Source organism: Variovorax sp. HJSM1_2 (genome assembly GCF_049316285.1).
Lineage (GTDB): Bacteria > Pseudomonadota > Gammaproteobacteria > Burkholderiales > Burkholderiaceae_C > Rhodoferax_B.
On sequence record NZ_JBMOXA010000007.1, the window covers coordinates 73,773 to 96,608 of the forward strand.

General features: G+C 64.1%; 22 protein-coding genes. 4 read left to right on the forward strand and 18 right to left on the reverse strand.

All coding sequences use genetic code 11. The features are described 5' to 3' along the window. Positions 1-3: 3 nt before the first annotated feature. Positions 4-531 carry a DUF962 domain-containing protein gene (locus tag ACFQ95_RS09770; RefSeq protein ID WP_422830667.1) on the reverse strand — a complete coding sequence of 176 codons (528 nt, stop codon included), beginning with the start codon at positions 529-531 and terminating at the stop codon, positions 4-6. A gap of 47 nt (positions 532-578) precedes the next feature. Next, a complete protein-coding gene (locus tag ACFQ95_RS09775; protein ID WP_422830668.1) occupies positions 579-1,613 on the reverse strand; it encodes an AraC family transcriptional regulator in 1,035 nt (344 codons plus the stop codon). A 68-nt stretch (positions 1,614-1,681) separates the two neighbouring features. On the opposite strand from ACFQ95_RS09775, the gene ACFQ95_RS09780 reads away from it, so the two are divergent. Continuing rightward, entirely contained in the window at positions 1,682-2,932 is a 1,251-nt protein-coding gene (locus ACFQ95_RS09780) for an MFS transporter (RefSeq protein WP_422830814.1), read from the forward strand. A 31-nt stretch (positions 2,933-2,963) separates the two neighbouring features. Beyond that, on the forward strand, positions 2,964-3,989 hold the full coding sequence (locus ACFQ95_RS09785) for an NADP-dependent oxidoreductase (RefSeq protein WP_422830669.1): 1,026 nt from the start codon (positions 2,964-2,966) through the stop codon (positions 3,987-3,989). 14 nt (positions 3,990-4,003) lie between these two features. On the opposite strand, the gene ACFQ95_RS09790 is transcribed toward ACFQ95_RS09785, so the two are convergent. From ACFQ95_RS09790 to ACFQ95_RS09805, 4 genes are all read right to left on the reverse strand, one after another. Then, positions 4,004-4,435: a VOC family protein gene (locus tag ACFQ95_RS09790; protein WP_422830670.1), complete on the reverse strand. Its 432-nt coding sequence runs from the start codon at positions 4,433-4,435 to the stop codon at positions 4,004-4,006. A 103-nt stretch (positions 4,436-4,538) separates the two neighbouring features. Beyond that, a complete protein-coding gene (locus ACFQ95_RS09795) occupies positions 4,539-5,717 on the reverse strand; it encodes an NAD(P)/FAD-dependent oxidoreductase (RefSeq protein WP_422830671.1) in 1,179 nt (392 codons plus the stop codon). 54 nt (positions 5,718-5,771) lie between these two features. Next, positions 5,772-7,109 (reverse strand): glycerate kinase type-2 family protein, encoded by a 1,338-nt coding sequence (locus ACFQ95_RS09800; RefSeq protein WP_422830672.1) that lies wholly within the window; start codon positions 7,107-7,109, stop codon positions 5,772-5,774. 77 nt (positions 7,110-7,186) lie between these two features. Next, positions 7,187-8,890, reverse strand: a complete 1,704-nt coding sequence (locus ACFQ95_RS09805) for an alkaline phosphatase family protein (protein WP_422830673.1) — start codon at positions 8,888-8,890, stop codon at positions 7,187-7,189. 247 nt (positions 8,891-9,137) lie between these two features. On the opposite strand from ACFQ95_RS09805, the gene ACFQ95_RS09810 reads away from it, so the two are divergent. Together ACFQ95_RS09810 and ACFQ95_RS09815 are read left to right on the forward strand one after the other, a co-directional pair. Then, on the forward strand, positions 9,138-9,782 hold the full coding sequence (locus tag ACFQ95_RS09810) for a LysE family translocator (RefSeq protein WP_422830674.1): 645 nt from the start codon (positions 9,138-9,140) through the stop codon (positions 9,780-9,782). Between the two features lie 30 nt (positions 9,783-9,812). Then, on the forward strand, positions 9,813-11,219 hold the full coding sequence (locus ACFQ95_RS09815; RefSeq protein ID WP_422830675.1) for an 8-oxoguanine deaminase: 1,407 nt from the start codon (positions 9,813-9,815) through the stop codon (positions 11,217-11,219). Positions 11,220-11,714: 495 nt separating this feature from the next. Here the strand turns inward: ACFQ95_RS09815 and ACFQ95_RS09820 are convergent, their stop codons facing one another. From ACFQ95_RS09820 to ACFQ95_RS09875, 12 genes are all read right to left on the reverse strand, one after another. Further along, positions 11,715-12,443, reverse strand: a complete 729-nt coding sequence (locus ACFQ95_RS09820) for a GntR family transcriptional regulator (RefSeq protein WP_422830676.1) — start codon at positions 12,441-12,443, stop codon at positions 11,715-11,717. A gap of 59 nt (positions 12,444-12,502) precedes the next feature. After that, positions 12,503-13,168 carry a cysteine hydrolase family protein gene (locus ACFQ95_RS09825; RefSeq protein WP_422830677.1) on the reverse strand — a complete coding sequence of 222 codons (666 nt, stop codon included), beginning with the start codon at positions 13,166-13,168 and terminating at the stop codon, positions 12,503-12,505. A gap of 80 nt (positions 13,169-13,248) precedes the next feature. Then, positions 13,249-14,934, reverse strand: coding sequence for an ABC transporter ATP-binding protein (locus ACFQ95_RS09830; RefSeq protein ID WP_422830678.1), 1,686 nt, complete (start codon positions 14,932-14,934; stop codon positions 13,249-13,251). 25 nt (positions 14,935-14,959) lie between these two features. Continuing rightward, positions 14,960-15,658 (reverse strand): cysteine hydrolase family protein, encoded by a 699-nt coding sequence (locus ACFQ95_RS09835; RefSeq protein WP_422830679.1) that lies wholly within the window; start codon positions 15,656-15,658, stop codon positions 14,960-14,962. 11 nt (positions 15,659-15,669) lie between these two features. Continuing rightward, positions 15,670-16,590, reverse strand: coding sequence for an ABC transporter permease (locus ACFQ95_RS09840; RefSeq protein ID WP_422830815.1), 921 nt, complete (start codon positions 16,588-16,590; stop codon positions 15,670-15,672). Between the two features lie 2 nt (positions 16,591-16,592). After that, positions 16,593-17,687, reverse strand: coding sequence for an ABC transporter permease (locus ACFQ95_RS09845; protein ID WP_422830680.1), 1,095 nt, complete (start codon positions 17,685-17,687; stop codon positions 16,593-16,595). 76 nt (positions 17,688-17,763) lie between these two features. Continuing rightward, on the reverse strand, positions 17,764-18,882 hold the full coding sequence (locus ACFQ95_RS09850) for a BMP family ABC transporter substrate-binding protein (RefSeq protein WP_422830681.1): 1,119 nt from the start codon (positions 18,880-18,882) through the stop codon (positions 17,764-17,766). 185 nt (positions 18,883-19,067) lie between these two features. Continuing rightward, positions 19,068-19,457: an oxalurate catabolism protein HpxZ gene (hpxZ, locus tag ACFQ95_RS09855; RefSeq protein ID WP_422830682.1), complete on the reverse strand. Its 390-nt coding sequence runs from the start codon at positions 19,455-19,457 to the stop codon at positions 19,068-19,070. Between the two features lie 38 nt (positions 19,458-19,495). After that, positions 19,496-20,956: an AtzE family amidohydrolase gene (locus ACFQ95_RS09860; RefSeq protein WP_422830816.1), complete on the reverse strand. Its 1,461-nt coding sequence runs from the start codon at positions 20,954-20,956 to the stop codon at positions 19,496-19,498. Beyond that, the gene (locus tag ACFQ95_RS09865) at positions 20,956-21,177 is read right to left on the reverse strand and encodes a DUF4089 domain-containing protein (protein WP_422830683.1); all 222 of its coding nucleotides are present in this window, start codon (positions 21,175-21,177) and stop codon (positions 20,956-20,958) included. The genes ACFQ95_RS09860 and ACFQ95_RS09865 overlap by 1 nt, the downstream gene beginning before the upstream one ends. Then, positions 21,174-21,995 carry an ABC transporter ATP-binding protein gene (locus ACFQ95_RS09870; RefSeq protein WP_422830684.1) on the reverse strand — a complete coding sequence of 274 codons (822 nt, stop codon included), beginning with the start codon at positions 21,993-21,995 and terminating at the stop codon, positions 21,174-21,176. Before ACFQ95_RS09870 ends, ACFQ95_RS09865 begins: the two co-directional genes overlap by 4 nt. Beyond that, positions 21,992-22,831, reverse strand: a complete 840-nt coding sequence (locus ACFQ95_RS09875; RefSeq protein ID WP_422830817.1) for an ABC transporter permease — start codon at positions 22,829-22,831, stop codon at positions 21,992-21,994. Before ACFQ95_RS09875 ends, ACFQ95_RS09870 begins: the two co-directional genes overlap by 4 nt. Between the last annotated feature and the right edge of the window lie 5 nt (positions 22,832-22,836).

Sequence of the window (22,836 nt, forward strand, 5' to 3'; positions counted from 1 at the left end):
GTCTTACGCGCGGGCCGCGTCTGCCGGGCCGCTGCGTGTCTTGCCCGCACGGGCTTCCACCGCCTCGCGCAGATGGGGCAACAAGCCAATGGCGAACAGCGCCTCGGCCACGACAAACAGCGGGCCTATGATCAGCCCCATCAGGTCGTCCATGAACGCCGGTTTGCGGCCTTCCCAGAAGTGGCCAACAAACTGGAACACCCAGCCGACCACAAAGCAGCCAATGCCGATCGACAACCAGGTGCTGGTGCTGTGTGTGCCCGCCCAGGCGCCAAACCAGACCGACAAAGCCAGCAGTGCGGCCATCAGCAAACCAAAGCGCACATTCAGCCGCAGGTAATAAGCGGCAGACGCCAAGGCCACCACCACCGCCATCGACACGCTGGCCCCACCCACAGTGAACACCGGCCGCGACAGCAGTGTGGTGATGCCCAACACGATCAACGGTATGCCAATGAAATGTGTGGCGATATTGCGCCGGTCGCGGTGGTAGGCGGCGTATTGCGAGAGTTGATCTTCCAGCGTTTTCATGGGCTTGTCTCCTTGCATTGTTTTGTAGTGCCCGCATCATCCAACTTTCAGGCCATGGCGGGTGTCACCTTGTGGTCAAGCCGCGAGGCACTGGGCGGGTGGCCGATGATGCGTTTGAAGGCGCGGCTGAACGAGGCTTCGGAGTCGTAGCCCAGGCGATCGGCGGCCACGGCGATGCGCATGCCGTCGTTGGCGATCCACAACCTGGCCTGGAACATCTTCACCTTGGCCACGTATTTGGCCGGGCTCTCACCCATGGTGCGCGTGAAGGCCTCGGCAAAACTGGAACGCGAAGACCCCATCACGTCGGCCAGCACGGGCACACTCCAGTCGCGCTCGGGATCGGCGTGGATGGCGGCAATCACCTTGCCAATTTTGGGACAGCGCACGGCCGCAATCCAGCCCGTGGAATCGCTGCAGCCACACTCCACCCAGGTGCGGATGATGCTGGCGGCCAACACATCGGCCAGCCGCGCCATGATGCCGCAGGCGCCGATGCGGTCCAGCGCCACCTCACGCTCCATCGCTTCCAGCAGCGCGGGCACGGTCGGGTCGCGCTGGGCCAACTCCCCGGCGAGCATCACCTCGGGCATCATGGTGACCAGCGGGTGCAAGGGGTCAAGATTGAAGCGCAGCGAGCCGCAGAACATCACGTCAGCCGGCGCGTCTGACGCCGCAGTGGTGACGGATGCGGCCGTCGTCGAACCGACGGCATCACCGCCCACCAGGTAAATGTTTTCCGATACCGGCACACGCTTGAGCAAGCTGATGTCTATCGCTGGCACATCAGGAGCACTCGCCAGGATGTGAAAGCTGCCGCGCGGCAACAACACCGCATCACCGGGGTTCAGCCGCTTCCAGTCGGTGGTCGGGGTGTACAGCCAGCAACCGCCCGTGGCCACAAAATGGAAACGCGCCGAACGCTGCGGCGCAAACGCCACCGCCCAGGGTGCACGCATCACACAGCGGCCGTACTCCACGCCGTCCAGGCGCAGGCCCAGCAGGATTTGCGTGAGGGTGTCGCGCCGGTCTACGGCCTCGCGCGAGCCCAGATCTTCAGATTTGGACAAAAAGTCAAGCATTGGAGAGATTCCGGCATTCAAACACCGAGATCTTAATCCTAAGCTTGCCACTCAGCTCACCATAAGGAATCTCCGTGCCTTCCACCAACTGCAGCGCCTGCCTCGACGCGCCCCACGTGCCACCAGTACCACTTGCCCCACTTGCCCCACTCCAGCCCACGGCGCAGGCCGAAGCCCGCTGGCCCGCCGTGGCCTCACTCGCACTGGGCGTATTTGGCTTGGTCACCGCCGAATTTTTGCCCGCCAGCCTGCTCACGGCCATGGCTGGCGACCTGCACATCACCGACGGCGCGGCTGGCCAGGCGGTCACGGCCACGGCCCTGGTGGGAGCGGTGGCAGCACCGTCCATCCCGTTGCTGACACGCCGCCTCGATCGCAGGCTGGTGATGCTGGCCCTCACCGTGTTGTTGATCCTGTCAAATGTCATTGCCGCCACAGCCAACAGCCTGGCTGTGCTGCTGGTGGCGCGTGTGATGCTGGGCATAGCCCTGGGTGGTTTTTGGTCGATGTCGGCAGCACTGGCCATGCGCCTGGTGCCCGAGGCGCTGTTCGCCCGCGCCATGTCGCTGATCCTCACCGGGGTATCGGTGGCCACGGTGTGTGCCGCCCCCGTAGGTGCATGGATGGGTGACCTGTGGGGCTGGCGTAGCGCCTTTGTTGCCGCCGGTGTGGTGAGTGTGTTCACACTCGCCGTACAGTTCTTCACCCTGCCCGCCCTGCCGCCGCGCGACAACCCGAATCTGCGCGTGCTCGGTGAACTGCTCACACGCCCACCTGTGCGTGTGGCGCTGCTGGCAGTGCTGCTGGTCATCTCGGGCCACTTTGCGGGCTTCACCTACATCCGTCCGCTGATGGAGCAGGTCACCCATTTGTCCGTCAGCACCATCACCGCGGTGTTACTGGGATATGGCATTGGCGGCTTCTTTGGCAACTTTGCCGGCGGCTGGATCGCCGGGCGCAGCGAACGCCACGCCATTGTGTTTGGTGGTGTGTTGATCGCCGTGCTGGCCGCCAGCCTGTTGGTCGGTGGCAGCTCGATCTGGGTCACCGCCATCGCCATCCCGCTGTGGGGTTTTGCGTTTGGCGCCTTCCCCGTGGGCTTTCAAACCTGGATTGTGCGCGCCGCGCCCGACCAGGCCGAAGGCGCCGGTGGTTTGCTGGTGGCGGCGTTCCAGATCGCCATCGCCAGCGGCGCCATAGGCGGCGGTCTGTTGGTCGACCACATTGGCGCCTTGGGCGGCCCGGCCTTTGCAGTCGCCGCACTCACGCTGGGCACACTGCTGACACTGCGCTACGGTCCACGCCCGGCACGCGCCTGAGCCACAGCCCAACCCCACACAGAGGCGTCTCATGAAAGTTGCCAACGTCAACCGTCGCATCACTCTGGCCCGCCATCCCCAGGGCTTGCCTGCCGAACAGGACTTTCAGCTGGAAGTGCAGCCGGTCCCGGCGCCCGGCAAGGGCCAGGTGCTGCTGCGCACCCTCTGCCTTTCGCTGGACCCGTATATGCGCAATCTGATGGAGCCCACCGGCCCGGGTTATGCGCCGCCAGTGCCACTGGGTGCGCCCATGGTCGGTGGCACGGTCAGCCGCGTCGTCGCCTCGCAGCACCCTGGCTTCCAGGCGGGTGAATTGGTGCTGGCCCATGCCGGTTGGCAAGACTACGCCGTCTCCGATGGCGCCGACCTGCTGCCGCTGGGCGATATGAAGCAGCCTTCCTGGGCGCTGGGCGGCCTGGGCATGCCCGGCTTCACGGCCTACGTCGGCCTGCTGGACATAGGCCAGCCCGCTCCCGGTGAAACCGTGGTGGTGGCCGCTGCCACCGGCGCGGTGGGCGCGGTGGTCGGGCAACTCGCCAAACTCAAGGGCGCGTATGTGGTGGGCATCGCCGGTGGCGCCGACAAATGCCGTTACGCGGTGGCAGAACTGGGTTTTGATGCCTGCATCAACCGCCAGGCAGCAGACTTTGCCGAGCAGCTGGCGCAGGCCTGCCCGAATGGCATCGATGTGTATTTTGAGAACGTCGGTGGTGCGGTGTTCAACGCGGTTTTGCCGCTACTCAACGTCGCAGCACGTGTGCCGGTCTGCGGCTTCATCGCACACTACAACGACGCTGCCCCGGCCCCCGGCCCTGACCGCCTGCCGCAGTTGGTCGCCACGCTGCTGCAAAAACGCATTCGCATGCAGGGCTTCATCATCCTCGACCACTACGCCACACGCTTCGACGACTTTCGCCGCCACATGGGCCAATGGGTGGCGGATGGCCGTGTGAAGCTGCGCGAAGATGTGGTGGACGGACTGGAAAACGCGCCCGCCGCGTTCCGGGGTCTGCTCGAAGGAAAAAACTTCGGCAAGCTGGTGGTGCGGGTGGCTTAGGGCCTGTTCATCATCTATTGCGGCCCCCAATAAGCACCGGGGCGGTAGTTGCCAAAGTACCAAAGATGGCCTTCGGGGTCGCGCACCATGTAGCCACGCGCGCCGTATTCTTCGGTTTGCAAAGGCCGCACCACTTCGGCACCGGCCGCCAGGGCCACGGCGCTGTGTGTGTCCGGGTCGTCAACAAACAAACTCAAGACCTGGCTCACACCGCCCAGCTTGCGCGGGCTGAAGCTGCGGAACTCTGCCTTGGGCGAACTCACCATCACCACACTGCTGCCCAGGCTCAGCTCGGAATGTTCCACCCGATCACCCTCTCCCGGCACGACAAAACGCTGGCTAAAACCAAAGGCGCGGCATAACCAGGCCATGGCGGCGGGCGCATCGTCATAGGTCAGGCTGGGGTAGAGATCAGAGGGTGTGATCGACGGGGGCGCGCTGGGCATGGCGGTTCTCCTGCTGGCAGCCAAAACGCGCAATATGGCACACATCGCGGCAGGCACAAAACCAGTGAAAACCTATGTCGCGGCCAGTGTGATCGCGCCCCCGTCACACCACGTTCAGCTCCAGTACCGGCCGCCCCTGCAGCACCCGCTGCCAGCCAAACACCGACAGATCCAGCGTGCGGTAGCCGCCAAACGTGACCAGCTCACTCAGCGCGCGCCCGACGGCCGGCGACTGTTGCAGGCCGTGGCCGCTGAAGCCGTTGGCAAACAGCAGGTTGTCGAGGTCGGGGTGGGCGCCGATGATGAGGTTGTGGTCCAGGGTGTTGACGTCGTAGTGCCCGGCCCAGGCGTGTTGCACACGCAGCGCCTCAAAGCCCGGCACGCGGGCGGCCAGCAAGGGCCACAACAACTCGTCGAACAAGGCGTGTTGCACATCGAAGTCGAAACATTCCGGGTCTTGGTCCGCCGGCGGCGCTATACCGCAGATGAAACCCTGGCCTTCGGGGCGGAAATAGGCACCGCTGGGGTCTATGACCATGGGGCAGCCGGGCGCGATCTCGGGGCTGGTGACAAAGAACACGCTGCGTTTGCGTGACTCGATGGGAAGACTTGAAATGCCAGCGGCACGCGCCAGAGCCGGCGCACCGGTGCCGGCGGCGTTGATCAGCGTGCCACAGGCCAGGACCTCACCGCTGGCCAGGCGCACACCACTCACGCGCCGCCCCTGGCGCTGCACACCAACCACCTGCGCCTGGCGGTAGCTGGCGCCCAGGGCGATGGCTTTGCGGCGCAGCGCCTGCATCAAGGCATAGGCGTCCAGCCAGCCTTCGCCGCTTTGGCCAAACGCCCCCGCAGCCAGGTCGCCGGTGTGCAGCCACGGCCAGCGGGCGCTGATTTGTGACGGCGAGAGTTGTGCGATATCGGCGCCCAGGCTTTGCTGCAAGGCCTGGTTGGCCTGCAGCACCGCCTGCCCTGAAGGGGTGGCCAAAAACAGATAACCGGCTTCGGCAAAAGCCACATCGGGCCTGTGCCCGTCGACCGCCAGCGTGTCGCCCAGGCCGCGCAAAAACGCCGTGCCGAACAGCGACATTCGTACGTTTTCAGCCGTGGAGAACTGATGCCGTATGGACGCCGCCGAGCGTGCCGTGGCGCAGTGGGCATAACTGAAGTCTTGCTCCAGCACCAGCACCGAACCCTGGAACGCCGGCTCTGCGGCCAGAAAGTACGCTGCGGCACTTCCTACGGCGGCACCGCCGACAATCACCACATCAAACTGCTGCATCTCATGGCTTTAAGTCAAAAGTGCCTCTGGCGCCCACTTCATCAGCGACAGTCGCTACAAAATAAGGAGTGCGCGAAAGTCGTTCACATTGGTGTGTGTCGGCCCGCTGACCACCAAGTCACCCAGCCCGGCGAAGTAGCCATAGGCGTCGTTGCGCGCCAAATGCTGGTCTATGTTCTGGCCCAGTACTGCGGCGCGCGCCAGCGTGTCCGGCGCCACCCAGGCGCCGGCGTTGTCTTCCACACCGTCAATGCCATCGGTATCGGCCGCCAAGGCAAACACCCCGGGTTGGCCTTGCAGCGCCTGTGCCAGCCCCAGGCAGAACTCGCCCGCACGCCCGCCACGTCCGCGTGGCGTGCCCTGGGCTTGGGCTTTCACCGTGACCGTGGTTTCGCCGCCGCTGAGCAGTACACAAGGGCGCGGCCAGGCGCCCTTGTCCAGGGCGACGGCGCGCGCCAAGGCCGCATGCACCTTGCCCACCTCGCGCGACTCACCTTCGATCTCGTCGCTGAGCACATAGGCAGGTAAACCGACGGCCCGCGCGGCTTCGGCAGCAGCTTGCAGTGACTGCTGGGGCGTGGCGATGAGGTGCACGGCCTGGCCTTGGAACACCGCCGCGTCGGGCTTAGGTGTTTCAAGTTCGCCACTGCGCAACGCGGCGGCCACGGCTTGGGGCAACGCAATGTTGTAGCGCGCCAGAATCGCCAAGGCATCGGCGCAGGTGCTGGTATCGGGCACGGTGGGGCCGCTGGCAATCACCGAGACGTCGTCACCCGGCACGTCGCTGATGGTCAGCGTGACCACTTGCGCCGCCCCACACGCCGCGGCCAGCCGCCCGCCCTTGATGCGCGAAAGGTGTTTGCGCACGCAGTTCATCTCCACGATGTTGGCGCCGCTGTGCAACAGCTCGCGGTTGATGCGTTGTTTGTCGGCCAGCAACAAACCGTCTGCCGGCAAGGTGAGCAGCGACGAGCCACCACCCGAGATCAAACACAGCACCAGGTCGTCGGCCGTGAGGCCTTGCGTGAGCGCCAGAATGCGTTCGGCCGCCGCCAGCCCTGCGGCATCGGGCACCGGGTGAGCCGCTTCCACCACCTCGATACGCGAAGGCAACCCTTCGGGGCGTGGTGGTGTGTGGCCGTAGCGCGTGACCACCAGCCCGCTCAGCGGCGCATCGGCCGGCCATAACGCCTCGACCGCTTGCGCCATGGCGCCACCGGCTTTGCCGGCGCCCAACACCAGGGTGCGGCCACGCGGGGGCGGAGGCAAAAATGCGGCGGTATTGCGCAGCGGCAGCGCGCGTTGCACGGCCACGTTGAACAGGTGTTCGAGAAAGGCGCGGGGTTGCGCCTTGGGGTCGGGGATTGAGGTGGCGTGATCGTTTGTGGTCATTCGGGCGTGGTCTCCTGCGCGTATTTTGCCGTGCGCCGTGCCGACCGAGACACGATATTCAATCGCTGTTCACACACTCAAGGTAATGGCAACAACCGGCCTTCGCTGGTAGACGGCGCCGCCACCTTCAAGACACGCGCCAGGGTGGGCGCAATGTCCACCACCTCCACACGTTGCTCCACCTTGCCGGGCTTCACCCAGGTGGGCCCCCAGGTGAGGATGGGCACGTGGGTGTCGTAGGGGTGCGGCGATCCATGGGTGGCGACCGAGTTGCCAAACATCCAATACGGCTTGACCGCAAACTGCACGTCGCCCGACACATTGTTATTCCAGCTGCGTTCCATCGCGTCGAAAAACGGCGCGCCGGCGCGGCTGCGCGACGACAGCTCTTGCCGGGTGTAGGCCTGGGCAATGCCGGGCTGGGCCAGCACAGCCGTGCGCGCGGCATCCGCCACGGCATCGAAGTTGAGGCCACGCGCGGCAATCAGCTTGCGGTCCAGAACCAGGGCCGATGCCGACAAAAACGCCACCAACTTGGGCGCGCCAAACTTCGCCTCCAAGGGCGCATTCACCTCGGCCAGCAGCTTGCTGCCCGAGATGCGGCCGGCCGATTTGCCTTCCGAGGCGCTGAGCTCGGGGGCGGGCATGAAGCCATGGTCGGCGGTCAACACCACCAGGTAGCGGTCGCGGCCCACGGTGCTGTCCAGATGCTGGAAGAAGGCCTGCAGCATCCGGTCGAGTTGCAGAAAGTGGTCGTGCGACAGGCGCGACTCGGCGCTGTACGCATGGTTCACGTAGTCATGGCCCGAGAGGCTGATGCTGATGATGTCGGGCGTGGCGTCGTCACGGCCCAGTTGCTCACCGTCGATGGCCGCACGCGCGAAGTCCAGCGACAGTTGGTCGGCAAACGGGCTGCGCAGCAGCGCACGGTAGAACTCGGCATTCGGGGCTGTGGCCCCGGCTTTGCCCATGCGCATAGGCAAGGCGCCACCGTTGGGGCCGAACCACGGCTGGTTGTCGGGAATGGAGCGCGCGTACGCGGCCTCGGGCAGCAGCGGCTTCCAGTCGGTCTGGAAATAACGGTCTGCGGGACGGGCGTTGTTGAAGGCATCGACCCACGCCGGATGCTTGGGCATGTAGAAGCTGCTCGACGCAAACTGCCCGGTGTCGCCCATGTACATATAAGCCGTGCCGGTTTTGCCCGCCGGCAGGATAGCGCCCCGGTCTTTGCCCGAAATACCAATCACCTTGCTGCCCGGATGCGCCTGGCGCAGCATATCGCCCACCGTTTGAACCTGCAGATTCTTCGGACTGGTGCCGTCCAGTGGCTTGGTGCTGTTGCCTATGTATTGCGCCGCAATGTCGCCCGTGCAATACACCTCGGCCCCGGTGTTCACGTCGCGCCAATCGTTGCCTATGATGCCGCTGCGGTGCGGGTAAGCGCCGCTGAGCATGGTGGCGTGGCCCGCCGCCGTCACCGTGAAGGCGTGGCCGTAGTGCGCCTCGGAAAACCAGGCGCCACGCTCGAGAAAGCGCGCAAAACCGTCGGGCGCCAACTGGTCACGGTAGGCGGTGACCTGGCGCATCGGCAGGCCGTCCACGGCCATGAAAACCACCAGGCGTGGGGCCGGTGCGCTGGATGCCACACTGCCCTGCCCCGCATCTTGCGGCGCACTGGTACAGGCCAGCAATACCGGGATCAGCAGCAGCGCGAAGCCGGGTTTCAAGAGCCGTGTGACATGACGGCGGGAAGCTTGGCGCAGTTTGGGTTGTATAGGCATGGCTGCAACGTTAAAACCAAAGTCTGCACCACACCTCAGGAGATGCCCTGCTGTCAACAACAAGCAACGTTGCAAAACCACCGAAAGGGCGTTCGGCAGGTACGGTCAGGATGGCTGGCCACGCCCATGGTCGGTCCTGCCAGAAACCCCATCAAATTTTGTTACTGCGGCCAGCAGCACCGGCACAAGTCTCGATAATCGGCGCATCTGGCCTTTGCCCGTCATCCTCGGTTCAACAGGAGTACCCATGCCCGAACTCGCCGCCCTGTTGGGCATCATCGCCGCGCTGTCTGTGGGCACCATCAGCCCCGGCCCTAGCTTCGTGATGGTGGCGCGCACGGCGGTGTCGGCGTCGCGTGCCGAAGCTTTGGCTGCGGCCTTGGGCATGGGGCTGGGCGGCGTGCTGTTTGCTGTTCTAGCCTTGCTGGGTTTGCAGGGCGTATTGTTGGCAGTGCCTTCGCTGTACCTTGTCTTGAAGCTGGCTGGCGGCTTGTACCTGGCGTATCTGGGTTGGCGCATCTGGTTGTCTGCAACACAGCCGTTGGTGATCACAAGCGCCGCGTCCGGCGACACAAACACGGGCCCGAGCAACAGCCTGGGCCGCGCTTTGACGCTGGGTTTGACCACCCAAATCAGCAACCCCAAAACAGCCATCGTCTACGCCAGCGTGTTTGCGGCCTTCATGCCCGCCGTGCATTCGCTGGGCTTCAGCCTGGCTGTGGCCGCCTGTGTGTTGGTGATAGAGGCTGGCTGGTACGCGGTGGTGGCCACCGCCCTGTCGTCGCACGGGCCGCGCAACACTTATCTGCGCTATAAATCCTGGCTGGACCGGATGGCCGGTGGCGTGATGATCGCCCTGGGGCTGAAATTGGTGGCGTCGGCACGCAGCTAAACCACGTTCGATCGATTCAGAAATTCAACCATGTCCACCCTGCTCATACACAACGCCCACTGCGTCGCCACCTTTGACCACGCCGACCCCTCGCAAGCCAGCGAGTTGCGCGACGCGTCGATCTTCATCCGCGACCATCGCATCGAGGCCATTGGCCCGGCCGCCGACCTGCCGCCAACCGCCGATGAGGTGATAGACGCGCGCGGCCACCTGGTCACCCCTGGGCTGGTGAACACACACCACCACATGTACCAGTCGCTCACGCGGGCGATTCCGGCAGTGCAGAACGCCGAGCTGTTTTCCTGGCTGCGCGGGCTCTATCCGATCTGGGCCGGGCTGACGCCCGAGATGGTGCACGTGTCCACCCAGGTGGCCATGGCCGAGTTGCTGATGAGCGGCTGCACCACCAGCAGCGACCACCTCTACATCTATCCCAACGGCGTGCGCCTGGACGACAGCATAGAAGCCGCGCAGCAGATCGGCATGCGGTTTGTGGCCACACGCGGCAGCATGAGTGTGGGGCAAAGCCAGGGCGGGCTGCCGCCCGACCGCGTGGTCGAGAAAGACGACTTCATCCTCAAGGACACGCAGCGTTTGATCGAGCGTTACCACGATGCCAGCTTTGGAGCCATGGTCAACGTGGCGGTGGCGCCGTGTTCGCCGTTTTCGGTCAGCCGCGATCTGATGCGTGAATCCGCACGGCTGGCGCGGCAATACGGCGTGCGCCTGCACACCCACCTGGCCGAAAACGACCACGACATCGCCTACTCGCGCGAGAAGTTCAACTGCACACCGGCGCAGTACGCGCAAGACCTGGGCTGGCTGGGCCACGACGTGTGGCACGCCCACAGCGTCAAGCTCGACGACGAAGGCATCAGCTTGTTTGCCGCCACACGCACTGGTGTGGCACATTGCCCCTGCAGCAATATGCGCCTGGCCAGCGGCATCGCACCCATCCGCAAAATGCTCAACGCCGGCGTGCCGGTGGGCCTGGGGGTGGACGGCTGCGCCAGCAATGACGGCGCACACATGGTGGGCGAAGCGCGGCAAGCGCTGTTGCTGGCCCGTGTGGGGCGGGCGCTGGAACCGTTTGGCTGCGACCACGGCCCTTCCGAGATGACGGCGCGCGACGCCTTGGCCTTGGCTACGCGCGGTGGCGCCGAAGTTTTAGGCCGCACCGACATCGGCCACCTGGCCGTGGGGCAATGCGCGGATCTGGCGATGTTCGATTTGGATACGCTGGGTTTTGCCGGCGGCGCGGTACACGATCCCATTGGCAGCCTGTTGCTGTGTGCCAGCCCGCAGGCCGCCTACACCGTGGTCAACGGGCGGGTGGTGGTGCGCGAAGGCCGCCTGGCCACATTGGAACTCGCGCCCCTGGTACAGCGGCACAACGCGCTGGCGCAGCAGTTGGCACAAGCGGCGCGAACCGTTTGACCGCAAAAACCTAAATAAAAGATAGCAGCTCTCGCATACCGGGAGCGCCTTGGAAGCCATTTTCAAGCGCAACATGGCCCACCAGACCAAAGCGTTTGAATGGCTGCGGTCTAGAGGGTGATGCGGGAGCAGGATTTCAAAAACCTCGGCGGGAGACCCTGCCTGAGGGGGATGCCCGGCCTGCGCAGACCGGGCCATCCAAAGGCTGACCGTAGACGGTCAACCGGGCTCAGTGCGGTGCGCTGGGCTGGCGAGGAGGTGCCGGACGGCGGGTCGGAGGACCGGAGCGCTTGTCGTCGGCACGAACAATCTTGTAATCACCTAGGGCGTTCATTTTCATTCCTTGAAGTCGCGAATCCCGGGGGTCTGAGCCCCTCGGGTAGATCCACAACGTACCAAGTCGCGCATCGGTTGACGTCGAATGCAACCGTGGATTACATCTTTTTCACCAGGGAAAACCCTAGGTTTCTAATGAAACCTGCCGGCGCCGGCAGGTCAGGCGGCGGCGGGCTTGTTGCTTTGCCGCGCCAGATGCACCTGGTGCAGGGTGATTTTGCGCACCTCGGACTGGCTGGTCTCTATGTGTGCGCGCAGCAGCATGGCGGCCTGGTCGCCACGTTTGTGCTGCACCGCCCGCAGGATATGGGCGTGTTCTTCGTAGGTGGCGGCGATACGCGCCTGCTGGGTGAAGTCGAGCCGGCGGATGATGCGTATGCGCTCGCTCACGTCACGGTGCACCCGCGCCATCTCGGCGTTGCCTGCTGCAGCCACGATGGCGCAGTGGAAGTTTTCGTCCCACTCGGCCACCTGCGCCATGTCCGTGCTGCGTTGGTCCAACGGCACCAGCCAGATCTCGGCCAGCGCGGCCAGCACCTCATGCTGAACCCCCACCCCGTCTTCACACAGGCGGCGTACGGCGGTGGTTTCCAGCACCATGCGCAGGTCGTAGAGTTGTTCAAACTGGTCGAAGTCGAACGGCAATACACGCCAGCCGCTGCGAAACAAGACCTCGACAAAACCCTCTTGCTGCAGCCGGAACAAGGCCTGGCGCACCGGCGTGCGCGACACCCCCAGGCGCTCGCTCAATTCGTTTTCGGTGAAACGGTCGCCCGGCACCAGCTTGAAATCGGCCACGTCGCGTTTGAGTTGTGCATACACCTCATCGGCGCGGGAGCGGAAAGGCGCGGCAGTATCGGGCAATGGGTTCGAGGCGATTTCAGACATGGGACGGTGGACGGCTGGCGCTCAAATGGGTCATGCAAGCCAGGCAGCGAAAAAACACATTACTGAGCCTGCAGCGCATGGTGCAAGGCGGCACTGGGCGCGGTCCAGCCGACGATACCACCTTGGGCTCGGATCATTTCAATGGCCGCCTGCTTGAAGTGGGGAAAGTAGCTCTCGGTGCAATCTTCGAGCAGCAGGCAGTCGTAACCCCTGTCGTTGGCTTCGCGCATGCTGGTCTGCACACAGACCTCGGTGGTCACACCGCCAAAAATCAAATGGCTGATGCCGTTTTTGCGCAGCATCTCCTGCAGGCCGGTGGCGTAAAAGGCGCCCTTGCCAGGTTTGTCGATGACGATTTCGCCGGGCTCCGGCGCCAGCGCCGCAATGATCTGGTTGCCGGGTTCACCGGCCACCAGAATGCGCCCCATGGGTCCCACATCGCCAATACGCAACTTGGGATTGCCGCGGTTGCGTTTGGCTGGCGGGCAATCCGACAGATCGGCACGATGGGCTTCGCGTGTGTGCACCACCAGGCCACCGGCCGCGCGCCAGGCTTTCAGTACCGCCTGCGTGGCCGGCACGATGGCTTCCAGCAGTGCCACGTTATTGCCCAGGGTCTCACCAAAACCGCCGGGTTCGATGAAATCGCGTTGCATGTCAATCAGCACCAGCGCGGTTTTTTCCAGCGGGCAGGTGAAGGTGAAGGGCTGGGCGTCGATCTGCAAGCTTTTCTCCGGGTGTGTGTGCCTGTGGTGCTGGAACCTGCCACGCAGGTGCCGCAAAGTGGGTGTTGGCTTGCCGGCTTTCATGCGGCCGCCATATCGTCTTCATTTTTGTCTTCGGGGTCGAGATCATCGGCCGCGGCATGGTCGCCATGGCCACCACCCATGTGCGCCCCGAGCACATGCCGCTCGGCCGTCGTCGCAGGGGTTTCATAGACCACGCGGCCCTCGCTCATCACAACGATGCGGTCGGCCAATTCGAGCAATTCATCCAGGTCTTCGCTGATCAACAACACGGCGCCACCGGCTTCACGCACCTGCAGTATGCGTGAATGGATTTCGGCCACGGCCGCAAAGTCCAGACCGAAAACGGGGTTGGCGGCGATCAGCACATTGATCTCGCCGGCCAGTTCACGCGCCAGCACCGCTCGCTGCACGTTGCCGCCGGAGAGACTGCGGATAGGTGCACGCTCGCCTTGTGTCTTCACACCGTATTCGGTGATCCAGTCACGTGCGCGGCTGCGCCAGGTAGAGAAATGCAGCAGGCCGCGCTGTGTCAGCGGCGCTTGGTCGAAGTCGCGCAGCGCCATGTTTTCGGCCACGCTCAAGTCGCCCACACAGGCGTTGCGCAGCGGCTCCTCGGGCAGGCTGCGCACCTTTAATTCGCGGTTCTCGACGCGGCGTGCGTGGTAGGGCTTGCCCATCACCAGCACCTGGCCCGACAGGCGTGGTCGCTGGCCCACCAAGGCCTCCATCATCTCGCGCTGGCCGTTGCCCGACACACCGGCCACACCCAGCACCTCACCGGCACGCACTTGCAAGTTCAAATCCTGCACGGCCAGGGTGCCGCGGTCGCCCTCGGCGTGCAGGCCTTGCACACAAAGCTTTACCGGGCGCTGCGCCAGTTCACTTTCCGCTATCTTTGTAGAAGCATCGTGCGCTGCCTGCATGCGCCTCTCAGCGAGTTTTCGCTCAAACTTTTCGGGTGGTACGGCGACCCGTGCCGCGCCGCCGCCCTCACCCATCATGGCCTCGGCCAGGCGCTGTGGATCGGTCTCGGCCACGCTGCAATGGTGCACGGCCTTGCCTCGGCGCAACACGGTCACGCTGTCGGTATAAGCCATGACCTCGCGGAACTTGTGCGTGATGATGAGCACCGTGCATTTGCCACTGCGCGCAATGGCACGCACGTGGCCCAGCACTTCATCGGCCTCCTGTGGCGTGAGCACCGAGGTGGGCTCGTCCAGGATCAGCAGACGCGGCTGCAGGTAGAGCTGCTTGAGCAGCTCGAGTTTTTGTTTTTCTCCTGCCGCCATGTCGGCGGGGCGCGCATCCAGGTCCAGGCTGAAGGGTGTGCTGGTCAGAAACTGCGCCAGCTCCTTGCGCTTGGCTGTCCAGTCGATGTGATTGGGTATCTTGCCGCCCGCCAGCAGCAGATTTTCGGCCACCGTCATGCCCGGCGCCAGCGTGAAATGCTGGTAGACCATGCCAATGCCCAGCGTGCGCGCGACGATGGGGTTGGCAATCTCCTGCTCGCGCCCGTCGATCAAAATAGCGCCCTCTTCCGCCTGCTGAAAGCCCGCAACACACTTCACCAAGGTGCTTTTGCCCGCGCCGTTTTCGCCCAGCAAGGCATGTACGCTGCCCGGCTCGACGCGCATGCTGACGTGGTCCATGGCGGTGAAGTTGCCAAAGCGTTTGGTCAGCTCGTAGGTGTCGAGTGCCAGCGCGTCGCTGCGTATGGCGGGGGCGTCCAAGGGGGCAATCATGGTGATGGTCCTCCAGTGAATTCAGCTAGGCATTGAGCGCAGCAAGCAAGGCTTCGGAGCGCGCATGCGCGCCAAACACACCACCCTGCATGGTGATCATGTTGAGTGCGGCCTGGTGGTTGCCGGGGTCGGTGGCCGCCGTGCAGTCCGACAGCAGCAGGCATTCATAACCCCGGTCGTTGGCGTCGCGCATGGTGGTGTGCACACACACGTCGGTGGTGATGCCCGTGAGAACGATGTTCTGTATGCCCGCCTGGCGCAGCACCATGTCCAGGTCGGTGGCGTAGAACGAGCCCTTGCCCGGCTTGTCTATGACTACCTCGCCCGGCAGCGGCGCGAGCTCGGGAATCAGCTCCCAACCCGGCTCGCCGCGCACCAGAATGCGGCCACACGGACCGGCGTCGCCAATGCCCACGCCATCCGTGCCAATCTGCTGCGAGCGCCAGCGTTTGTTGGCCGGCAGGTCGGACAGGTCGGGCCTATGCCCTTCACGGGTGTGGATCACCTTCAGCCCCTTGGCGCGCGCCACTTCCAGCAGCGTACGCAACGGTGTGATCGGGGCACGGGTGAGCGAGATGTCGTAACCCATCTTGTCGACGTAGCCGCCGACGCCGCAGAAATCGATCTGCATGTCGATCAAGATCAGCGCAGTGTTGGCGGCGCGCAGGTCGCCGTTCCACGGCCACTGGTAGGGGTTGGCTTGAACGGAGGAAAAAGTCTTCATGGCTTAAAGCGTTAACGTGTCATGGACAGCTCGCCGGGGCTGCCCTTGGCCGCGCTGCCGGGTTTGCAACTGACCACCAGAATGGCCAGCGTGAGCACATAGGGCACGGTGTTGAACAAGTGGTAGCCCCAGCCCACACCAATTGACTGCAGCGCCGGGCCCAGAGCACCCGCCGCGCCGAACAGGAAAGCCGCGCCGACACAACGCAGCGGGCTCCAGCGCGCAAAAATCACCAGCGCCACGGCAATCAAACCCTGGCCGCTGGAGATGCCTTCGTTCCAGCTGCCGGGGTAAAACAAGCTCAGCGATGCACCCCCCAGGCCAGCGATGAAACCGCCCAGCGTGGTGGCCGCAATACGCGTGCCGTTCACCGGGTAACCGAGTGCGCGCGCGGCATTGGCCGAGTCGCCTGCCAGGCGCACCAGCAGGCCGAGACGCGTATTGGCAAAGGCCCACCACAAAACCACGGCCACCAGCAAACCAATCGGCAGCAAGGCGTTGATGTCGAGTGCGGCGCGCACCACCGGCGAATCGCTCCACCAGCCCAGGGGAATAGCCGGAATTTGCGGCGCCTGCGGCTGAATCAAGGGCTTGCCCAGATAAAACGCCAGGCCCGTGCCCAACATCATCAGGGCGATGCCGGTGGCGATGTCGTTCACACCCGGCAGCGAACACAACACACCGTGCAGCGCCGCCAACATGGCGCCAACCAGCGCGCCCAGCAACACCCCCAGCCAGGGCGAGCCCGTGAGGTAGGCGCCGCCAAACGCCGCCATGGCGGAAAACACCAACACACCTTCCAGCCCCAGGTTGATGCGGCCCGACTTCTCGGTCAAACATTCGCCCAGGCTGACGAACAGGAAAGGCACGCCCACCCGCATGCCGCCGCCTATGATGCCGGCGGCCATGGCCACCCATTGGTCGTTGGTCAAGCTCATGGCATGGGCCCCCATTGCAAAGAATCACTCGCCGGCTCGGGGCCGCGCAGGCGGCGCAGTTTCTCGAACACCGGTTTCAGGTCCACATGGCGCAGCACCTCGCTGGCCAGGATCAACACAAACGCAATGCCTTGCAGCACCAGCACCGAAGCATCGGGCAGGCCCAAACGGCGTTGCAGCAGGCTGCCCGCCGCGCCAAAGCCGCCAAACAAAATCGCCACCGGGATGATGGCCAGCGGGTTGTGCCGCGCCATGAACGACACCAGGATGCCGGCATAACCGTAACCCGCAATCAGCGAGGCATTCGCCGAGGTGTGCACCGCCGCTACCTCCACCGCACCGGCCACACCGGCACAGGCGCCGCCCAGGCCAGCGCCGGCGACCACCAGCTTGGAGGCCGGCAAACCCATGAGTTGGGCGGTGCGGGTATTGCCGCCCACCACCCGAATGGAAAATCCAGAAGGCGTCCAACGCAGCCAGGCCCAAAAGCCGAGACACGCCACGGCACCGATCAGCAGGCCCCAATGCACGTCCGAGCCGCCCATGCCGCCGATCAGCAAAGCTTCATTCAAGGTCGGCGTGGAGGGCTTGTTCAGACTGGCCGGGTCGCGCAGCGGGCCTTCCACCAAATGTTTGAACAAGCCTATGGCCACGTAGGCCAGCAGCAAACTGCTGATGGTCTCGTTGATGCCGCGCGCCTGGCGCAGCACACCAGCCAATGCAATCCAGGCGCCCCCCGCCAAGGCACCGGCAACACACAGCAGCACCGTGCCCAGCAGGTTGTTCGGCAGGGTGATGGCCATGGGCAAGGCCGCACAGGCCAGGCCGCCGAGCACCATGGCGCCCTCGCCGCCTATGATGGTCAGGCCGGCACGCGCCGGAATGGCCACACACAGTGCGGTGAGCATCAAGGGCGCGGCGCGCTGCAGCGTGTTCTGCCAAGAGAACCAACTGCCAAACGCGCCCTGGAACAACACCGTCCAGACATCCAACGGGTTGACCCCGGCAAACGACACCAGGCCGCCAAACAGCAGCAGCGCCAACGCGATGGCGCCGATCGGCAGGCCCATATCCACGAGCAGCTTGGGCATGGCAAACCCTCTTTAGTCGATGATAGGAAGCACTAGCAAGTCATCGGCCAAGGCATGCCCGGCCGATACCTCAAGCTCAAGCCGAACCCAGCACACCTTCGACCAGGTAGTTCATCTTTTCCAACTCGAGGTCGGTTTGTTTGAACACCTTGCCGGCGGGGATGACGGTATTGCCCTTGTTGTCCTTGAGCGGGCCTTTGAAGATGTCGAAGCTGCCGGCCATCATCTTGGCCTTGATGTCGTCGGCATTTTTCTTGGCCGCGTCGGTCACGGCGGGGCCGTAGGGCGACATCTTCACAAAGCCTTCCTTCAGGCCGCCACGCAGGAAGTTGGGGTGTGGCTTGCCGGCCTGTGCCGCGTCGATGATGGTTTTGTAGGCCGTGAGCCAGTTCCATTCGGCGCCCGTGAGGTAGGCCTGCGGCGCGAGTTTGGCCTGGCTGGCGTGGTAGCCGCAGACCATCTTGCCGCGCTTGGCCGCGGTTTCCACAATCACCTTAGGCCCATCGACGTGCATGGTGAACACGTCGCAGCCTTGATCGGCCAGGCTGTTGGTGGCTTCGGCTTCTTTCACCGCCATAGACCAGTCGCCGGTGAAGATCACGCTGCAGGTGATGCCCGGCTTGACCGAACGCGCGCCCATCAGAAATGCGTTGATGTTGCGCAGCACTTGTGGAATCGGCTTGGCCGCGACAAAGGCGATCTTGCCGCTTTTGCTCATGTGGCCGGCGATCACGCCATTCAGGTATTGGCATTCGTCGATGTAGCCGAAGAAGCTGCCGACGTTTTTCGGGTGTTTGCCTTCGGTCCACATGCCGCCGCAATGCGAAAAACGCACGTCGCTGTATTTGGGCGCCAGCGCCAGGATGTGGGGGTCGAAGTAGCCGAACGACGTGGGGAACAGCAGCTTGGCGCCGTCTTGCGCAATCATGCCGGTCATGGTTTTCTGCACGGCGGCGGTTTCGGGCACGTTTTCTTCTTCAACCACCTTGATGCCGGGCATCTTCTTGATCTCGGCCGCCGCCTGGGCGTGCGCCTGGTTGTAGCCGTAGTCGTCGCGCGGGCCGACGTAGATTACCCCGACTGTCAGCGGTGTTTGGGCTTGGGCCAGGCTGCTCCAGCCTGCAAAACTGCCAACCGCACTGACTGCGGCCAAAGATTTGAGGGACTCGCGACGGTTGATCTTTTGTTCGGCCATGGTGCTTCTCCGTTCAGACAGTTAATGCTTTAAGACAGGTGTTTCAGCAGTGATTCAAAATGGTGCGAAATCTGGGTTTTTTCAGAATTCCATCTTGGATACATGAATGAATGCAAATGTCGTGCCCGGCATCAAAACGGCTTGCCCGGCGACTCTGGCGCTATCGGCCGCAGCCTGCGCAGGCCTCAGCTCATCAGGCTCACATGGGCCGACACCACCTTCCAGCCCTCGGGCAAACGCAGCCAGGTCTGGCTTTGGCGCCCAATCTTGGCCGAACCTTCGCGCTGGAATTCGATGTTGGTGGTGGCAAAGTCGCGCCCATAGGTGGTGATGGCGGTCTTCAAAACGGTGCGTGCCAGCCCCTGCGCGGGGCGGGCCTTGCGAAACGCCTGTATGGCGTCATAGCCATAGAGGTTTTCGCCCGCGCCGTAACGCAGGGTATGCGGGCTGTTCCAGAACAGGGCGTCCAACACCTCGACCTGGTTGTGCACCAGCGCGTGTTCGTATTCGGCGAACACGGCCGTGACCTCGCTCAGCACCTCGGGAAGATTGATGTCGGCAGGGGTAGTGATCATGTCTCGGGTATTCAGTTAGATCAAAAACAAGAGCAGCCTTAGCCCGCCACCGGGGCGTGAACGACGCCCTGGGCTTCAAGAAATGCGGCCACACGCAAAGCCAGGTCTTCACGCCAGGGTGCGGCAATCACTTGCACACCTATGGGCAGCGAGGGATGGGCATCCCATACCGGCACGGCGCACACCGGCAGGCCTATGGCCGAGAACGGCTGTGTCAGCAAACCCATGCTGGGGCGCAGCGGCAGGCGTTTACCGTTGCCCAGGCACAGGGTTTCCGTGCCTATGGGTGTGGCCGCACACGGCGTAGCGGGCGCCAGCAAGATATCGAAGTGCTCAAACGTGCGCGCCACGGCTTGGGCGTACACCCGGCGCACGCGTTGGGCGCGCGCCACCCAGGCCGCAGGCAGCAAGGCACCGGCCAGGAAGCGGTCACGCGACAGCGGCTCGAAGTCGACCGCACGCCGGCGCAGGTCAGGCAGATGCAGTGAACCGCCCTCGGCGTTGGTGATCAGAAAGGCCGCCGCACGGCCGGCTTCGACCAGCGGCAGCTCCAGGGTTTCGGTGGCGCTCAAGGCATGCGCCACACGCTGCAGCGCGCTCAGCGCCTCGGCCTTGGCGTTGTCTTGGAAGTAGCCGCCGAGCACACCGATGCGCAGGCCGCGCACACCCAAACCGAGCTGCGCCGTGACCGGCTCCGCCAGACGTTGCGCACAGCCCGGATCCCACAGGGCGCCTGGGCCGCCGGCACCGGCTTCGGGGCCCTGCATGGCGTCGTAGCTCAGCGCCAGGTCGCGCACCGAGCGCGCCAGGGGACCCAAATGGTCCAGGCTGGAAATGAAGGGGTAACTGCCGGTGCGTGGCAGGCGGCCAAAGGTGGGCTTCAAGCCAAACACGCCGCACAGCGATGCGGGCACACGGATGGAACCATTGGTGTCCGACCCCAGGGTGATAGGCACCTGCCCTGCTGCGACCGCAGCACCCGATCCGCCCGAAGAGCCACCCGCAATGCGGCTCGGATCATGCGGGTTGCGCACCGGGCCTTCATGGCTGTTCTCGGTGGTGAAGCCGTAGGCGTATTCGTCCATGTTGAGCGCGCCCACCAGCACCGCACCGGCCGCTTCGAGGCGCTGCACCAGCAGCGCATCGGCTTGTGCGGGCGCGGCGTCGCGCTCGATCTTCGAGCCCGCGCGGGTGCGCAAGCCCTCGATGTCGAACAGGTTCTTCACGGCGATGGGCACACCCAGCAGCGGCAGATCACACACGCCGCCGGCGTCGCCAGAGGCCAGTTTGGCGTCTATTTCGTCGGCGCGCGCCAGGGCACGGTCTTGCACCAGGTCGGTGAAGGCGTTGACCTGCTCGTCGGTCACGGCAATCCGCGCCAGGCTGGCCTGCACCAGGGCGCGCGCGGTCGTGCGGCCCTCGCGCACGGCGTCGGCCATGGCACCGCCGTCGGCCAACAACAGTTCATCGGCCGAGGTGGAGGCGTCGGTGTTATGCATCATGCGCCCACTCCCTGCGCCAGCGGCGAGATGGGCGAAAAGTGCACGGCCGATTCGTCGTGCGGCGCCAGGTCCACTGCTTCGGTGAGTGCGGCCATGCCGGCGGCGAGCGCGAAGAACTGCAGCACACCGGGGCGGTGCTCGGGCGCCAGTGGCAGGTCGAGCGCGGCAGCGCTGGCGTCCACATAGGCTTCGATCTGCGCGGGGGTTAAAACGGTCATCGGCGTACCTCTCTCTGGAAGATCTCCAGGCTGCGTTTCTTGGCGTGGATGAAGCTGGGTTCAGACAGCGTGGCCACGGTGCGCGGGCGCGCATCGCTGTAAGGCAAGATCTCTGCCACCCGCGTCGGGCGCTTGGTCAACAGCAGCACCTCGTCGGCCAGGTACACGGCTTCCTCCAGATCGTGTGACACCAGCAGCATGGTGGTGCCGGTCTGCATGAACACCTCCTGCAGCTTCTCGCGGATGAACAGCGTCATCTCGAAATCAAGTGCGGAAAAAGGCTCATCGAGGAAAAGCACTTCGGGCTTGGGCGCCAGTGCACGCATGATGGAAGCGGTTTGTTGCTGCCCGCCCGAGAGCTCGTAAGGGAAACGGTTCAAGTCAAACTTCACATCAAACGAGGCCACCAGTTCGGCCATGCGGCGGTCGACCTCGGCCTTGCTGCGCCCTTCCAGCTTCAGCGGGTAGGCGATGTTGTCTATGGTGCGCATCCACGGGAACATGGCCTCGCGGTAGTTCTGGAACACGTAGCCAATCTTGGTGTCTTTGAGGCTTTTGCCGTCAAACAGAATCTCGCCCGCATCGATGGGAATCAGCCCCGCAATCATGTTGATCAAGGTGCTTTTGCCGCAGCCGTTGGGGCCGAACACCGAGACAATTTTGTTCTTGGGAATGTCGAGATCAAAGTTCTCGTACAGCGGCCAGCCGGCGAAGTATTTGGTCAGGCCACGGATGGTGATGTGGGTGCCCGCCGGGCCGGGTTGAAAGGCGGGTTTGGGCACATCGGCGAACACCGGGCCGTTTAATACTGCGCTCATCTTCCACTCCAGTGCACGATTTTGCGTTCGGCCATCAAGAACAAAATATTCAAGGCATATCCCAGCGCGCCCGCCGAGAGGATGGAGGCGTACATGTCTTTCACGTTCATCACCTGCTGCGCGTTGATGATGCGGTGGCCCAGGCCGCTGTCCGAGCCAATGAACATCTCGGCCACAATCACGATCACCAAGGCCATAGACACGGCGGAGCGCAGGCCGACAAAGCTCGGTTGCAGGCTTTCCCAGATCAACACGTCGCGGAAGATCTGCCAGCGCGAAGCGCCCATCACCTTGGCCGCCATCACACGCTGCTTGCGCGCGTTGATCACACCGTAGGCGCTGTTGAAGATCACGATGAGCACGGCACCAAATGCGGCAATGGCCACCTTGTTGATGTCCGACACCCCAAAAATCATCAAGAACAGGGGGATCAGTGCCGACGACGGTGTGGAGCGGAAGAAGTCGATCAGAAACTCCACACTGCGGTAAGCGCGTTCGTTGCTGCCAAGCACCACGCCCAGGGGCACACCCACCACGGCAGCGATCAAAAACGCCTGCAGCGTGCGCCACACCGTGACCGCAAAATCGGTCAGCAGCGGACCACCGGCCAGGCCGGTGATCAGCGTGGCCAAGGTGTCGGCGGGTGTGGGCAGCAGCAAGGCCTTGATGAAGCCCAGGCGCACCGCCAGGTCCCACACGATGAACAACACAATCGGGCCGATGACGGGCAGCGCGCGGCTCCAAAGCGGCTCTTTCGGTGGCGCACTGGATGTGGCCTGTGCGGCGGGTGGCGACCAAGGCTTGGCCGCCACGGCCTGAGGTGCGACCTGGGGCATCTGAG